This is a genomic window from Micrococcus sp. M4NT (genome assembly GCF_033790745.1).
Taxonomy (GTDB): domain Bacteria; phylum Actinomycetota; class Actinomycetes; order Actinomycetales; family Micrococcaceae; genus Micrococcus.
The window spans coordinates 66371-81521 of record NZ_JAMYEH010000005.1 but is presented as its reverse complement, the minus strand read 5'-3'; the positions used below and the strand labels follow the sequence as shown (position 1 = coordinate 81521).

Annotated in this window: 17 protein-coding genes; 13 read left to right on the top strand and 4 right to left on the bottom strand. The window is 70.7% G+C overall.

Annotated elements, in window-relative coordinates:
- Positions 1-52 precede the first annotated feature (52 nt).
- The 4 genes from NJC10_RS04690 (at position 53) to NJC10_RS04675 (ending at position 2826) form a co-directional block, all read left to right on the top strand.
- Entirely contained in the window at positions 53-337 is a 285-nt protein-coding gene (locus NJC10_RS04690; protein WP_319074905.1) for a hypothetical protein, read from the top strand.
- Between the two features lie 3 nt (positions 338-340).
- On the top strand, positions 341-796 hold the full coding sequence (locus NJC10_RS04685; RefSeq protein ID WP_319074903.1) for an Ig-like domain-containing protein: 456 nt from the start codon (positions 341-343) through the stop codon (positions 794-796).
- 36 nt (positions 797-832) lie between these two features.
- A complete protein-coding gene (locus tag NJC10_RS04680) occupies positions 833-1768 on the top strand; it encodes a class F sortase (protein ID WP_319074901.1) in 936 nt (311 codons plus the stop codon).
- A 104-nt stretch (positions 1769-1872) separates the two neighbouring features.
- Positions 1873-2826, top strand: a complete 954-nt coding sequence (locus NJC10_RS04675; RefSeq protein WP_319074899.1) for a DUF305 domain-containing protein — start codon at positions 1873-1875, stop codon at positions 2824-2826.
- Between the two features lie 104 nt (positions 2827-2930).
- Here NJC10_RS04675 and NJC10_RS04670 read toward each other — a convergent pair whose 3' ends face one another.
- Both NJC10_RS04670 and NJC10_RS04665 read right to left on the bottom strand, forming a co-directional pair.
- Positions 2931-3236 (bottom strand): GNAT family N-acetyltransferase, encoded by a 306-nt coding sequence (locus NJC10_RS04670; protein ID WP_319074897.1) that lies wholly within the window; start codon positions 3234-3236, stop codon positions 2931-2933.
- Between the two features lie 252 nt (positions 3237-3488).
- Positions 3489-4190: a type 1 glutamine amidotransferase domain-containing protein gene (locus NJC10_RS04665; RefSeq protein WP_319074895.1), complete on the bottom strand. Its 702-nt coding sequence runs from the start codon at positions 4188-4190 to the stop codon at positions 3489-3491.
- A 578-nt stretch (positions 4191-4768) separates the two neighbouring features.
- On the opposite strand from NJC10_RS04665, the gene nrdH reads away from it, so the two are divergent.
- Genes nrdH through nrdE form a run of 3 tightly spaced genes read left to right on the top strand, consistent with a single transcriptional unit; the run spans position 4769 to position 7667 of the window.
- Entirely contained in the window at positions 4769-5014 is a 246-nt protein-coding gene (gene nrdH, locus NJC10_RS04660; RefSeq protein WP_319074893.1) for a glutaredoxin-like protein NrdH, read from the top strand.
- 17 nt (positions 5015-5031) lie between these two features.
- Positions 5032-5502 carry a class Ib ribonucleoside-diphosphate reductase assembly flavoprotein NrdI gene (gene nrdI / locus NJC10_RS04655; RefSeq protein WP_319074892.1) on the top strand — a complete coding sequence of 157 codons (471 nt, stop codon included), beginning with the start codon at positions 5032-5034 and terminating at the stop codon, positions 5500-5502.
- A 38-nt stretch (positions 5503-5540) separates the two neighbouring features.
- Entirely contained in the window at positions 5541-7667 is a 2127-nt protein-coding gene (gene nrdE, locus NJC10_RS04650; protein WP_413466397.1) for a class 1b ribonucleoside-diphosphate reductase subunit alpha, read from the top strand.
- 46 nt (positions 7668-7713) lie between these two features.
- On the opposite strand, the gene NJC10_RS04645 is transcribed toward nrdE, so the two are convergent.
- Entirely contained in the window at positions 7714-8184 is a 471-nt protein-coding gene (locus NJC10_RS04645; protein WP_319074890.1) for a DUF2087 domain-containing protein, read from the bottom strand.
- A 267-nt stretch (positions 8185-8451) separates the two neighbouring features.
- Between NJC10_RS04645 and nrdF the strand changes: the two genes are divergently transcribed.
- From nrdF to NJC10_RS04615, 6 genes are all read left to right on the top strand, one after another.
- Positions 8452-9450 (top strand): class 1b ribonucleoside-diphosphate reductase subunit beta, encoded by a 999-nt coding sequence (gene nrdF, locus NJC10_RS04640; RefSeq protein ID WP_248116850.1) that lies wholly within the window; start codon positions 8452-8454, stop codon positions 9448-9450.
- Positions 9451-9945: 495 nt separating this feature from the next.
- Positions 9946-10860, top strand: coding sequence for a MetQ/NlpA family ABC transporter substrate-binding protein (locus tag NJC10_RS04635; RefSeq protein WP_319074887.1), 915 nt, complete (start codon positions 9946-9948; stop codon positions 10858-10860).
- 4 nt (positions 10861-10864) lie between these two features.
- Positions 10865-11974: a methionine ABC transporter ATP-binding protein gene (locus NJC10_RS04630; RefSeq protein WP_319074885.1), complete on the top strand. Its 1110-nt coding sequence runs from the start codon at positions 10865-10867 to the stop codon at positions 11972-11974.
- A complete protein-coding gene (locus tag NJC10_RS04625) occupies positions 11971-12648 on the top strand; it encodes a methionine ABC transporter permease (RefSeq protein ID WP_319074883.1) in 678 nt (225 codons plus the stop codon). The genes NJC10_RS04630 and NJC10_RS04625 overlap by 4 nt, the downstream gene beginning before the upstream one ends.
- A gap of 101 nt (positions 12649-12749) precedes the next feature.
- Entirely contained in the window at positions 12750-13607 is an 858-nt protein-coding gene (locus NJC10_RS04620) for a thioesterase family protein (protein WP_319074882.1), read from the top strand.
- Between the two features lie 62 nt (positions 13608-13669).
- A complete protein-coding gene (locus NJC10_RS04615) occupies positions 13670-14425 on the top strand; it encodes a biotin/lipoate A/B protein ligase family protein (RefSeq protein ID WP_413466396.1) in 756 nt (251 codons plus the stop codon).
- A gap of 73 nt (positions 14426-14498) precedes the next feature.
- Here NJC10_RS04615 and NJC10_RS04610 read toward each other — a convergent pair whose 3' ends face one another.
- Positions 14499-15149, bottom strand: coding sequence for a uridine kinase (locus tag NJC10_RS04610; RefSeq protein ID WP_319074879.1), 651 nt, complete (start codon positions 15147-15149; stop codon positions 14499-14501).
- Positions 15150-15151 lie beyond the last annotated feature (2 nt).

Here is a 15151-nt window from a genome sequence, read left to right as displayed (position 1 = left end):
GGAGGGGACCCATGAAGGCCACCGCCACCGCGCGTCTGACCGCTTCCGGCTGGTGGACAACGTCGACCCCGCCGACGTCACGATCATCGTCACCACGGCCGCCGGCGAGGAGGTGTCCGTGCCGTTCGAGTTCGACACGGTGACCGACACCGGCGTCCTCACGGCGGAGACCCTCGCGGAGGCCCTGGGCGACGAGCTGACCGCCGGGTTCGAGCTCTCCGTCTACGGCGACGGCCAGCTGGCCTTCGGGGGTGCGTTCGACGACGAGGGCAACTTCACCGACATCGAGGCGGATGAGCTCATCCCCTTCGAGGCGTGGGCGACCGTGGGCACCTGATCCGTGACCACCGACCAGAACGCCACGGTGGAGGAGCCGCTGACCGTCGATGACGCGGGTGTGCCGGTCGCGATCGACGCGACGCTCATCAAGAGGCCGGAGCACGGCACCGTCGTGATCGGCGCGTCCAGCGACGGCTACACCCCGGACGAGGACTTCCTGGGACGCGACACCTTCACCGTGCAGATGACCTCCGGCGACGTCACCCGCACGGTCGAGTTCACGGTGGACGTGCTGGACCTCCCCGGTGAGTCCACGCCGACCCCGATCGAGCCTGCCGATCCGGCCGATCCGGCCGATCCTGCCGAGCCGGCCGAGCCGGCCGTCGAGGGCGACGGTCACACCGTCCCCGAGAGGGTGGAGACGGGCGACGCCGCGCGTTCCCTGCTCGGCGGGTCGCGTCACGGTGTCGTGACGCTGCCGGCGGGACGCGGCGTCGGTGGCCCGGGCCTGACATGATCGACGCCGACACCACCACGCATGAGGGAGCGGTCGATGAGCACGAACGTCAAGCGGGGCCTCTGGGCCGTCCTGCTGCTGGCCTGCATCGCGGCCGTCTGGTTCGCGGTGCGCGGGGGCCTGGCCCTCGGCGACACCCCGATCAGCGCTCCGCCGAGTGCCGCATCCACCTCGGCCTCGTCGAGCGACACCGCCTCGGCCGGCCCGACGCCGACCGAACGATCGTCGTCCGCCTCTGCCACGGCATCGTCGGCGTCCGTCACGACGTCGTCGAGCGCCCCGGCCTCCACCGCGTCCACGGGCAACGCGGTGGCCTCGGCCCCCACGACCGCCCCGGCGTCCAGCGCCCCGGCCGCCACGAGCGCCCCGGCCCCCACGACCGCCCCGGCCACACCGACCCCGAATGAGGCCCCGTCCTCCTCCACGGCCTCCGCGTCGGGGCTGCTGACCGGGCCCGCCGCCCCCTGGGAGGACATCGCCGCCGCCCCCGTGCACGTGGCGGTGTACCGCGGGCCGGATCGCAGCGCCGAGCAGATCGTGGGCGCCTCGATCGAGCTCACCCAGATGCGGGACGACGGCGAGATCAACCCCACTCCGCAGACCGTCGGATGGTACGGGCCCCCGCAGTGGTCCACGACGCCGGGCGAGCGGTCGGGCTACCCCGGCGTGCTCGCCGGCCACATCATCCACTCCGGCTCCAAGGACGTCTTCTACCGGCTCCAGGAGGCGCGCGCGGGAGACGCCGTCGTGATCTCCTACGACGACGGCACCCAGGCGGCCTTCCGCATCCAGGACGACGCGGTCTCCGCGGACAAGACGGCCTTCACCCAGGACGAGGAATGGGCGTGGGCGTGGAAGCTGGACGTGCCCGGGAACGCGGTCACGCTGATCACATGCGAGCTGGTGGAGGGGTCCGGGATGACCGGATACTCGCTGAACAACTGGGTGGTGCAGGCGGACCGGGTCGCGTGAGAGCCGGGATCTGCGGGGGTACCCTGTGAGGGCCGGAGCGGGCTCCACCGCGCCGGAACGCCCGTGACTCCTGCGGGCGCCGCCCGCCGAGAGGACCGCCAGCCATGCACCGTGCCCCCCACGCCTCCGCCCCCGCACGACGGCGGCGCTGGACCGCGGCGGTCGCCGGCGCCGGCCTGGCCGTGGCGCTGGCCGGCTGCACGGCGAGCGAGGAGGTGCCCGCCGCGTCCGGCTCGGCCAACACCTACCTCGACGGCGTGCTCTCCACGCCCACCCACACGAGCCTGAACCCCCTGCAGGGGGACATCGACTTCGCCACCATGACGGTGCGCAACCACCGCCAGGCGGTCCGGCTGTCCGAGGCCTTCCTCGCCAAGGAGGACGTGGACCAGGAGGTGCGTGACATCGCCGAGGGAGTGCGGGACCAGCACGCCGCGCGCATCGATGAGCTGAGCCGCCTGCTCGAGGGCTGGGGCGCGGCCGTGCCCGAGGAGGAGCCGGAGCCGTCCGCCGAGGAGTCCTCGACCCTGTCCCCGGGGGAGGAGGAGGCCCAGCTGTCCGCTCAGGACACCGCGGACATGCGGGCCGGCCTGCTGACCGCCTCGGACAGGGCTGCACTGGAGAGCGTCGGGGGAGAGGACGCGGACCGCACCTACCTCCTTCAGCTGCACCGCCTGCTCCAGGGGGCCGTGACGGTCGCGGGCAACGAGCTGCAGTCCGGCACGGATGACTCGGGCAAGAAGGCGGCCCAGGGCATCCTGGACCAGAACCGGACGGCCATGCAGCGCCTGGTGGAGCTCCTCGCCCAGAAGGGCGCCATCGGCGCGGACGGCACGCCCACCGCGCGCCCGTCCGGATTCACCGGTCCCATCAAGATCGAGGGGGGCGGCGCCGACGGAGGGAACGTGGACCGCACGCCCTCGCTGCTGCAGTCCGTCCAGGCGGAGCAGTCCGCCTACGCCCGGACCAAGCCGTCGCCGTCCCCCACGCCCAGCCCCGCGGACACCGCCCGGCCCACGCCCGGCCCGTCGCCGTCCCCGTCGGCCACGGACGGCTGACCGCGCGCCCCGCCCCAGTGGCGGGGCACCTTTCCTTCCCGGTCGACGACCACATCGCCGCCGCCGGGCGTGCGCGGTTCGCGCAGCGCGGTGAAGGGTGCGGGTCAGCGCGGCCCGAGCAGGTGGGACTGCTCGGGGTGCTCATCGAACCACTGCGCCACGTACCAGCACAGCGGCACGACGCGTCGGCCGCCCGCGGCGCCCCCGCGTTCGGCGATGTCGGCCACAGCGCCTGCGGTGAGCGTGGCCGCGTGGCCCTGGCCGCGGAAGGTGGGGACCGTGAACGCACGGGTGAGGGCGACGTCCGTCCCGTTGTCCCGGTAGTCCAGGACCGCCAGGAGCGTGGTGCCGTCGTGCAGCTCGTAGCGGGAGGCGTCGTCGTCGCGGGTGATGGTGGGGGAGGTGGTCATGGTCCGTGCAACACGCCGCTCCATGAGGCGTATTCCATGCCGGGATTCATGGGTGAGTGGCAGGGCATGCAGCCTCAGGCCTGGCGATCCGTACGCCCGCGGGATCGATGATGACCGCCAGGCCGAGACCGTCGACCGGGTGCCCACGCCACGCCGGTGACGGTGCAGACCGGCGACGCCGCCGTGGGGTGGCTGGCCGGTGCCGGCGCACCCTCACACCACGACGGCGGCCGGGGTGAGCCGGGCGGGCCGTCAGCGGGTCAGGTCCGCGAGGATCCGCTCGGCGAGGGGCTCCGAGGACTGGGGGTTCTGCCCCGTGTAGAGGTTGCGGTCCACCACCACGTGGGGGCGGTAGGGGATGGTCGTCGTGGAGACGTCGGCGCCGCGGCGCTCCAGCTCGTCCTGGAGCAGCCACGGGGCCTTGTCCGCGAGGCCGGCGATCTTCTCCTCGGCGTTGGAGAAGCCGGTCATGGCGTAGCCGTGGAACGGCCAGTCCGCCCCCTCACCGGGGGCGGCGAGCATGGCGGCGGGGGAGTGGCACAGCAACGCGGTCGTGCGGCCGGCGGCCATGCGTGCCCGGAGCAGCTCCCCGGACACCGGGTCCTTCGCGAGGTCTTCGAGGGGGCCGTGGCCGCCCGGGTAGAAGACGACGTCGTACGCCGCCTCGTCCACGTCCGCGAGCGCCCGCGGGTGCTCCAGGAGGGGCGCGAGGCGCTCGAGGTCCTTCTTCAGCTGCGCGGTCTTCCAGGGCAGTCCGCCCATCACGCCGAGGCTGGTCCTGTCCACGGTGGGGGTGACGCCTCCGGGGGTGGCCAGGGTGATGTCCCACCCGGCCTCCGCGAAGACGTCGTGGGGAGCCACGAACTCCTCGGCCCAGAAGCCGGTGTCGTGGCGGGTGCCGTCCTTCAGGGTCCAGTGGTCGGAGGCGGAGAGGACGAAGAGCACGGAGGGCATGGCTGTTCCTTTCGGGTCGTGAGGTCAGTGCGTCCACCGTAGGTGCTCCGCGGGGCGGGGAGGCAGGTCCGGACCGCGCTGCCGGGATCTGAAGTTCCGGCAGGCCGCGTCCCCATCGAGCCCGATCCGAGGCCGCACCGGCCCGCTCAGGCGCCAGCCCTCTTCGCGGGGGGAGGGGGGGCACGGAGATGTCCGTCCGCACCGCCTCTCTCCGACCCCGCCCACATCTTGTGCCCTCCGGACCCCCGACACGCCGGGCCCGGATGTGGTGGACCAGACCTTCGGGCTGTGCGTTTCCCGGGCCGCTGAACCCACCGCCTGTGGACATCTCGCACAGCCTCTCGGCGTGTCCCGCATGCCCGCGCGGATCGCCGCCGGGTGCCCGCTGTGGACAGCTCTGGGGACAGTCCCACCCGTGGAATTACATCCGTGTCACTACTACATCTAGGGATGCGCAGGCTCCGGCATCACTAGATGTAGTATCGATCGGGACCGGACAGAACACCTCCCGTTCACCAGGGAGACGTCATTTCGGGCCCCTCACGGGCCCACGAGGATCGAAGGAACAGGGAAGCCGCATGACCGTCACCGTGTACACCAAGCCCGCCTGCGTGCAGTGCAACGCCACCTACCGCGCGCTGGACAAGAAGGGCATCGCCTACGAGGTCGTGGACATGTCCCAGGACCCGGCCGCCCTCGAGCGCGTGCGCGCCGCCGGCTTCATGCAGGCCCCCGTCGTGATGACGGAGACCGACTCCTGGTCCGGCTTCCGCCCGGACAAGATCGACGAGCTGGCCGCCTCCGTGGCCGCCTCGGTGGCCTGATCCCCACAGACCGCGCCATGAGCCCCACCCCTGCGGACCAGACCCACATCCGGTCCGCACAGGCGCAGGGCCTCACCCCCACCGACGCGGGGCTGATCTACTTCTCCTCCGCTTCCGCCTACACCCACCGCTTCGTCCAGAAGCTGGAGCTGCCCACCGGCCGCGCGGCACGACTGCCGCTGCACACCCGGGAGCCCACGCTGGGCGCCACCGCCCCGTTCGTCCTCCTCACCCCCACCTACGGCGGGGGAGATGGCGACGGGGCGGTGCCCAAGCAGGTGATCAAATTCCTGAACGTCCCGGGCAACCGCGCGCTGATCCGCGGGGTCATCGCCTCCGGGAACACCAACTTCCATGAGGGCTACTGCCTCGCGGGCTACATCATCGCCCGCAAGTGCCAGGTCCCCCTGATGTACAAGTTCGAACTCATGGGCACCCCCGACGACGTCACCGCCGTCCGGGAGGGCCTGAAAGGACTCCAGCCATGACCGTCACCGAACAGGACCTGATCCGCGGGGCCAAGAGCATGCCCCCCGAGTGGCAGGGGCTCGGCTACCACGAGCTGAACGCCATGCTGAACCTCTACGGGGCGGACGGGCGCATCCAGTTCGAGGCCGACCACGCCGCCGCGCGCCAGTACTTCCTGCAGCACGTGAACACCAACACGGTGTTCTTCCACGACCTCGAGGAGAAGCTCGAGTACCTGCAGAAGAACGACTACTACGAGACCGAGACGTTCGACCAGTACCCGTTCGAGTTCGTCCGCGAGCTCTTCGCCCGCGCGTACAAGGCGAAGTTCCGCTTCCCCACGTTCCTCGGCGCCTTCAAGTTCTACACGTCCTACGCGCTCAAGACCTTCGACGGCAAGCGCTACCTGGAGCGCTACGAGGACCGCGTGGCCGTCGTCGCGCTCCACCTGGCGCGCGGCGACCAGGAGCTGGCCACCCACCTGGTGGACGAGATGATCTCCGGCCGCTTCCAGCCGGCCACCCCCACGTTCCTCAACGCGGGCAAGAAGCAGCGCGGCGAGCTCGTCTCCTGCTTCCTGCTGCGCATCGAGGACAACATGGAGTCCATCGCGCGCGGCATCAACTCCGCCCTGCAGCTGTCCAAGCGCGGCGGCGGCGTGGCCCTCTCGCTCACCAACATCCGCGAGCACGGCGCGCCCATCAAGCAGATCGAGAACCAGTCCTCCGGCGTCATCCCCGTGATGAAGCTCCTCGAGGACTCCTTCTCCTACGCGAACCAGCTCGGCGCGCGCCAGGGCGCCGGCGCCGTGTACCTGCACGCGCACCACCCGGACATCCACCGCTTCCTCGACACCAAGCGCGAGAACGCGGACGAGAAGATCCGCATCAAGACCCTCTCGCTCGGCGTCGTCATCCCGGACATCACGTTCGAGCTGGCCAAGCGCAACGAGGACATGTACCTCTTCTCGCCCTACGACGTCGAGCGCGTCTACGGCGTGCCGTTCTCCGAGATCTCGGTGACGGAGAAGTACTACGAGATGGTCGACGACGCGCGGATCAAGAAGACCAAGATCAACGCGCGCGAGTTCTTCCAGACCATCGCGGAGATCCAGTTCGAGTCGGGCTACCCGTACGTGGTGTTCGAGGACACCGTGAACCGCGCGAACCCCATCAAGGGCCGCATCACGATGTCCAACCTCTGCTCCGAGATCCTCCAGGTCTCCGAGGCCTCCGCGTACAACGAGGACCTCACCTACGAGCACATCGGCCAGGACATCTCCTGCAACCTGGGCTCCATGAACATCGCCAAGACCATGGACTCGCCGGACTTCGGCCTCTCCGTGGAGACGGCCATCCGCGCGCTGACCGCCGTGTCCGTGATGAGCGACATCCAGTCGGTGCCGTCCATCGCCAAGGGCAACGCCGCCTCCCACGCGATCGGCCTGGGGCAGATGAACCTCCACGGCTACCTCGCCCGCGAGCGCGTGCACTACGGCTCGGAGGAGGGCGTGGACTTCACGAACATCTACTTCTACTCCGTGCTGTTCCACGCGCTGCGCGCCTCGAACCGGATCGCCATGGAGACCGGCCAGCGCTTCGGCGGCTTCGAGGACTCGACGTACGCCTCGGGGGAGTTCTTCGACACGTACACGGACGCCGAGTGGAAGCCGGCCACCGCCCGGGTGGCACAGCTCTTCGCCGACGCCGGGATCGCCGTCCCCACCCAGGAGGACTGGCGCGCGCTGAAGGCCGCCGTCATGGAGCACGGCATCTTCAACCGCAACCTGCAGGCGGTGCCGCCCACGGGCTCCATCTCCTACATCAACAACTCGACGTCCTCCATCCACCCGGTGGCCTCGAAGATCGAGATCCGCAAGGAGGGCAAGCTCGGGCGCGTGTACTACCCGGCACCGTTCCTCTCCAACGACAACCTCGAGTACTACGAGGACGCGTACGAGATCGGCTACGAGAAGATCATCGACACGTACGCCGCCGCCACGCAGCACGTGGACCAGGGCCTGTCCCTAACGCTGTTCTTCAAGGACACCGCCTCCACGCGTGACCTGAACCGCGCGCAGATCTACGCGTGGAAGAAGGGCATCAAGACGATCTACTACATCCGCCTGCGCCAGCTCGCGCTGGAGGGAACCGAGGTCGAGGGCTGCGTGTCCTGCATGCTCTGACCCACGGACGGGTGCACGCCGGAGGGCGGGGGCTCGGCCGGGCCGCTCACGCCCGCCAGTATGCCGAGCCGTCCGCCTCGCGGGCCAGGACGCCCAGGTCGCACGCGTGCCGCCGGAAGAACGCCGCGTCGGCGACGAACAGGGCGAGCCGGTCGTTGAGCCTCGCCTCGCCGATCCGCTCGCCGGGGGAGAGGACGCGCTCGGCGACGGCGCGCACCGCGCCGTCGACCACGTCGAGCGGGAGGTCGGGGACGTCGATGCGCTCGCCTTCGAGCACGGCCAGCGGGCCGAGACTGCGGTCCAGGGCGGCGACCGCGTCCGCGAGGAAGGCCTCGCGCAGCACGGGCGCGCCGTCGTCGTCGGGGGAGGCGAGGCCGACGGCGGCAGCCGCCTTCAGCGGCCCGCGGTGCTCCTCGGCGACGTCGGTCCCGGACAGCAGCGCCGCGACGGCGCGGCGGATCCTCGGATTGCGCAGCATGGCGACGAGCGAGCGGGTGGGGCGAAGGGAGTCGTGCATGAGGGGGAGCGTAGTCGTGGCGGCCGCCGGGGAGGTCGATCCTGGATTGACATGGGTGACGGCGGATCGGCCATGTCATTCGCCGGGACGTCTCCGGGCTCCCGAGGAGGTAGCGGAGGTCACCGGCCATCGCCGTCCTCGGGTAGGGCCGGAGAGAGCCGACACGGCTAGACTGGCTCATCGGAACGAGCCACTGGCGTCAAGCCCAGATGTGCCCGACAACGGCGTGAATCCGCCGATCTCTGCTCTAGAAGGACGTGAAGCGACATGACCGCGACCCAGGACCAGCACGCCCACGGACCCTCCGTGAAGCACCACCTCGTCGAGGCCGTGAACTGGAACCGCATCCAGGACGAGAAGGACGTGGAGGTCTGGAACCGCCTCGTCAACAACTTCTGGCTGCCGGAGAAGGTGCCGCTGTCCAACGACGTTCAGTCCTGGGCCCACCTGACCGACGACGAGCGCCTGCTCTCCATGCGCGTGTTCACCGGCCTCACCCTCCTGGACACCATCCAGGGCACCGTCGGTGCCGTGTCCCTCATCCCGGACGCGCTGACGCAGCACGAGGAGGCCGTCCTGACGAACATCGCGTTCATGGAGTCCGTGCACGCGAAGTCCTACTCCTCGATCTTCTCCACGCTCTCCTCCACGAAGGAGATCGACGAGGCCTTCCGCTGGTCCCGCGAGAACGAGAACCTGCAGCGCAAGGCGCAGATCGTCGTCGACCGCTACGACGGCGAGGACCCGTTCAAGAAGAAGATCGCCTCGACCCTGCTGGAGTCCTTCCTCTTCTACTCGGGCTTCTACTGGCCCATGTACCTCTCCTCCCGGGCGCGCCTGACCAACACGGCGGACCTGATCCGCCTGATCATCCGTGACGAGGCCGTGCACGGCTACTACATCGGCTACAAGTACCAGCGCGGCATCGAGGCGCTGCCCGCCGAGCGCCGCGAGGAGCTGAAGAACTTCACCTTCGAGCTGCTCTTCGAGCTGTACGAGAACGAGGTCGAGTACACCCACGACCTCTACGACGCCGTCGGCCTGGCCGAGGACGTGAAGAAGTTCCTCAACTACAACGCCAACAAGGCCCTGATGAACCTGGGCTACGAGCCGATGTTCCCGGCCGAGGTCACCAACGTGAACCCGGCCATCCTCTCGGCGCTCTCCCCGAACTCGGACGAGAACCACGACTTCTTCTCCGGCTCCGGCTCCTCCTACGTGATCGGCAAGGCCGAGAACACTGAGGACGAGGACTGGGACTTCTGATCCCGCGCTGACCCGCGGCGTCTCTCCGCACGGACCCACGACGCCGGCCGTCCGCCTCCTTCACGGAGGCGGGTGGCCGGCGTCGTCTGTGTCTCCGGTGGGCCGTCCGTGACGTTCTGCGACATCAGGTGACCACCTGCCGGAAAGGCCGGACCATCCTGCGATAGGATCGGCGTCAGCTTCAGGAGAAGCGGCTTTCGGCCCCGCCCCACCGGCGGGACCACGTGGTCCCACGACGAGCCGCTCGCCAACCCCATGTTCACGGGTGGCATCGGACCGAGAAGCGGCCCCCCTCCGCCGCACGGAGGCCCCTGACGGGGCACAGTGCGGTGGCTGGAGGACGGGCAAGAGCATCGTCGAAAGGAACCCCGGCCATCGGCCCGGGGCGAGCCACGCCCCTCCTGCGCCACGCGCTCCGGCCCCTCTGGCCCGCCGTGCCGCGCCCACAGCCGTCCCACCGCCCCCAGCGGGCGCCACCTCATCGAGGAGAACCCCATGACGCAGAACATCACCCGCCGCTCCTTCGCCGGCCTCTCCCTGGCCGCCGTCGGCGCCCTCGCTCTCACCGCGTGCAACTCCCAGTCCGAGAACAAGGGCTCCTCCGCCTCGGGCTCGGGCGACGCGAAGAAGGTGCGCATCGGCGTCGTCTCGGAGAACGAGACCCACCGCCTCCTGGCCAAGATCGCCAAGGAGGAGCACGGCATCGACGTCGAGATCCGCAACTTCACCGAGTACACGCAGCCCAACCCCGCGCTGGACAACGGCGACGTGGACATGAACTGGTTCCAGCACATCGCCTACCTGGCCGACTACAACCAGGCCTCCGGCAAGGACCTCACCCTCATCGGCACCACGGAGATCATCCCGCTGCCGCTCTACTCCAAGAAGTACAAGGACCTCAAGGAGTTCCAGAAGGGCGACGCCGTCGCGATCCCGAACGACACCGTCAATCAGGCGCGCGCGATCAACGTCCTGGTGGCAGCGGGCCTGCTGAAGCTCAAGAACGACACGATCCGCCCCGAGGTCCGTGACATCGACGAGGCCGCCTCCCTCGTGAAGGTCCAGCCCGTGGCGGCGCAGCAGACCGTCAACGCGCTCGAGTCGGTGGCCGGCTCGATCATCAACAACACCTTCTCCGCGGACGCGGGCATCGACACGACCACCGCCCTGTTCAAGGACGACCCGCAGGCCGACTCCGCCAAGCCCTTCGTCAACGGCTTCGCGGTGCGCCGCGCGGACCGCGAGAACGAGACCTACAAGATCGTCGCGGACCTGTACCACGACGAGCGCGTGCTCGCCGAGTCCGCCAAGCTCTCCTCGGACACCTCGGTGCCGGTGAAGCTGGACGAGGGGCAGATCGACGAGACCCTGAAGCAGTACCAGGATGCCATCGCGAAGCAGGGTGCCTGAGCCGGTGACCGGTTCGCACACCCCTGAGCACCCGGCGGCCGTCACGGCCGCCGGGGCCCCGGGGCGCGCCACGCAGGGCGCCCCGGGGGAGGACATCATCGTCTTCGACCACGTCAGTCGCGTGTTCGCCACCGGCGGCCGCGAGGTCACGGCGGTGGACGACGTCTCCCTGTCCGTCCGCCGCGGTGAGGTCTTCGGCGTCATCGGGTTCTCCGGTGCCGGCAAGTCCACCCTGATCCGCATGATCAACGGGCTGGAGAAGCCGACGTCGGGCACGGTCACCGTGCTCGGCGAGCAGGTCTCGCACCTCTCCGAGGCGCGCCTGCGACCCCTGCGCACACGGATCGGCATGGTGTTCCAGCAGTTCAACCTGCTCACCTCCCGCACCGTGGCGGGGAACGTGGAGTACGCCCTCGCCACGGCCGGGTGGCCGCGGGGCGACCGCAAGGCCCGCGTCGCGGAGCTCCTCGAGTTCGTCGGGCTGGCCGACAAGGCGCGGCACTACCCCGAGCAGCTCTCGGGCGGGCAGAAGCAGCGCGTGGGCATCGCCCGCGCGCTCGCCGCCGAGCCGGAGATCCTCCTGGCCGACGAGGCCACGAGCGCCCTCGACCCCTCCACCACCCAGGAGGTCCTCACCGTGCTGCGGCGCGTCAACGAGGAGCTCGGCGTGACGATCGTGGCCATCACCCACGAGATGGAGGTCATCCGCTCGATCGCCGACCGCGTGGCCGTGATGGACACCGGCCGTGTGGTGGAGTCGGGGAAGGTCTACGACCTCTTCTCCCGTCCGGCCCACTCGGCCGACGCCGCGTCCTTCGTGGCCACCGCCCTGAAGGACCGCCCCACGGCGGAGGAGGTCGCCCGCATCCGCGAGCGCACCGCCGGCCGCCTGGTGATGGTGTCCCTCAAGGACGCCGCCGCCGTGTCCGGGGTGCTCGGCACCGCCGCACAGCGCGGGGTGGGATTCGAGATCGTCCACGGCGGCATGTCCGCCACCAAGGACTCGGCCTACGGCCTGCTCACCGTGGCGCTCACGGGTGAGCCGGCCGCCGTCGAGGCGTTCGTCGCGGACCTGGCAGGCGCCGGGGACGTGCAGGAGGTGCAGCACCCGTGATCCAGGACATCCAGAACCTCGACTGGGACTACTACGGCCCCGAGCTGCTCTCCGCGATCGGCGACACCCTCTACATGGTGGGGTGGGCCTTCCTGCTCGGCGGCATCCTCGGCATGCTCGTCGGCATGGTGCTGTACACCACGCGGCCGGGCGGCATCTACGCCAACCGGGTGGCCTACGCCGCGATGAACTTCGTGGTCAACCTCATCCGGCCGATCCCGTTCGTCATCCTCATCGCCGCCCTGCAGCCGCTCACCATCCAGGTGGTCGGCATCGGCATCGGCAACACGGCGGTCGTGTTCTGCATGATCTGGGCCTCCACGTTCGGCATCGCCCGCATCGTGGAGCAGAACCTCGTCTCGCTGGACCCCGGCGTGATCGAGGCGGCCCGGGCCATGGGCGCCTCCCGGATGCGGATCATCCGCACCGTGGTGCTCCCCGAGGCCCTCGGCCCGCTGATCCTCGGCTTCACGTTCGTGATCATCTCCCTCGTGGACATGTCCGCCATGGCCGGCATCATCGGTGGCGGCGGCATCGGCAACTTCGCCATCGTCGAGGGGTACAACCGGTTCCGCCCCGAGATCACGTGGCTCGCCGTCGCGGTCGTCATCGTGCTCGTCCAGGCGCTGCAGCTGGCAGGCAACGGGATCGCCCGCCGGGTCATGCGCCGCTGAGCGGAGGCTCGTCGCGCGGTCCTGCCGCGCCCCACTCGACGCCGGCCGGTCGTCTCCCCACGGAGGCGACCGGCCGGCGTCGTTCTGGCAGACTGCCGGGCATGACCACTGATGCCCACGACGCCGGCGCCGAGACCGGCGCTGAGCCCCGCGCGTACTACGTCCGCACCGCCGATCCCCGCACCACCGAGGAGGGTGTGCGCATCGCCGACGTCCGCTCCACCGTGCACGCTCAGGGCGCGTGGCGGCCCGAGGAGATGCACATGGCGGCCGTGTCCGCGCTGCTCGTCCATGAGATCCAGGCGGAGTTCGGCAAGGACGGCCTGCGGATCGCTCGCCTGAGCTTCGAGATCCTCGGCACCCTCTGGTCCGGCGACCTGCACGTGGAGACCCGTGTGATCCGCCCGGGCAAGACGATCGAGCTCGTGGAGTCCGTGCTCACCGCCCGCGAGCGGGCCGTCCTGACCTGCCGCGCGTGGCTGCTCACGACGACGGACACGTCCGCCGCCCTGAACATCCCCGACGAGCTGCTCACCCCGCGCGAGGAGTGCGCCGGCAAGGGAGCCCTGTCCGGGTGGGGCGGCGGCTTCATCGCGAGCCTCGACGGACTCGAGGCCCCCGGCCACGAGCCCGGCCACGGCCGCGTCTGGCTGACCTCGGACGTCGCGATGGTGGACGGGGAGACCACCACGGACCTCGTGCGCCTGATCGGACTGGCGGACGCGGCGAACGGCATCGCGCCGGTGCTGCCGCCCAAGCCGGGCGGCTGGTTCTTCCCGAACGTGGATCTGCAGATCCACCTGTACCGCCAGCCGGCGGGCTCCTGGCTGGGCATCGCCAACCAGGTCACCGTGGGCCCGGACGGCGTGGGCCTCACCTCCTCCGTGCTCCACGACGACGGCGGCCCCTTCGCCCACGCCGAGCAGACCCTGACCGTGCGCCCGTGGCCAGAGGCGTGAGCGGGTCCGGACCGACGGACGGATCGAGGGACGAGGCGTCGGACGCCGCGGACGGTGGTCGCCTGAAGCAGCCCGGGGAGGGCGCGGCGCCCCAGGGGGTCCGCTGGTTCGTGCAGGGTGAGTCGTTGGGCGCGACCGAGGACCTCGACTGGGCCATGGACGCGCTCGGCCAGTTCCGGGCGGCCGCGGCGGCGGGCACGCCGATGGCCGACCTGATCCGGGTCTACGTGCCGGAGCCCACCGTGGCCTTCGGCCAGCGCGACACCCGGCTGACCGGGCACGCGTCCGCCGTCGACGCGTGCCGTGCCCATGGCTTCGCGCCCGTGACGCGCCGGGCCGGGGGACGGGCGGCGGCCTACCACCACGGCTGCGTGGTGGTGGACCACCTCGCCCTCGAGGAGGACGCCGGGGTGCGCCAGCAGGCACGGTTCTCCGAGTTCGCGGACCTGTTCGTGCGGGCGTTCGCGCGGATGGGGGTCGAGTCATCCGTGGGGGAGATCCCAAGGGAGTACTGCCCGGGCGAATTCTCCGTGCAGGGGCCGGCACCCGGGCATCCGGTGAAGCTGGCCGGCTCGGCGCAGCGCGTGGTCAAGGGGGCGTGGCTGTTCTCCACCCACGTGGTGGTCGCCGACGCCTCCCCGCTGCGCGCCGTGCTCACCGACGTCTACCGCGCGCTCGGGCTCGAGATGGACCCGCGGACCGTCGGCGGGGCGGACGACGTGCGACCCGGGGCCGCGGTGCCGGCGTTCACGGTCGCCCTGCGTGACGAGTACGCGGCGTGGGCGCAGGGGCAGGGGCGCGGCGTCGTGGACGTCTGAGCGCCGTCGACGCCCGCGAGGCGCGCCACGAGGGCGGTGTCGGCGGCGATCACGGTGGAGACGTGGCGGCTGCTCACGCGGAGCCCCCCACCCCGCCCACTGCGCCCGTCATGGCCAGCGCCGCGAGTTCGCGCTTCAGCCGTGCCTTTGACCGCGGCGCGAAACCGGCCGCGAGCGCATGCGCGCGGCGCTCCGCGTCCGTGCGGTACAGCGCCCAGCCCCGCTGCACCAGGAACGGGACCGGCTTGCGCCGTTCGGCGACGTCGCGGCCGAACCGGCGCACCGCCGTCGTCCCCCGCCACTGGTCGATGTACCAGGCCTCGAACGGGACGCCCGCGCGGGTGAGCGCCGCCGGCATCTCCTCCGCGAAGATGCCCTCGGCCACGATCACGCCGTCCGGTTCCAGCAAGACGGCGGTATGGCCGAGCACGGAGGACGTGGAGATGTCGTAGTCGGGGACGCGGGTGACGCCCTCCTCGAGGAGCTCGACGACGGCGTCCACCGCGGCCTGCTCGTTCCACGTTCCGGGGTGGTCCCAGTCGATCTCCCCGTAGGGGGTGCGCGGGAAGACGGGGCCGGAGCCGCCGCCGTCGTCGGACTGCTGGAAGTAGAACGCGTCCAGCGGGAGGTGGGGGCGCCCGTAGCGCCGGGCGAGGTAGGACTTGCCCGAGCCGGAGGCACCTCCGAGGAGGACGACGCGCGCGGCGTCCGTCAGGGTGTCCACGG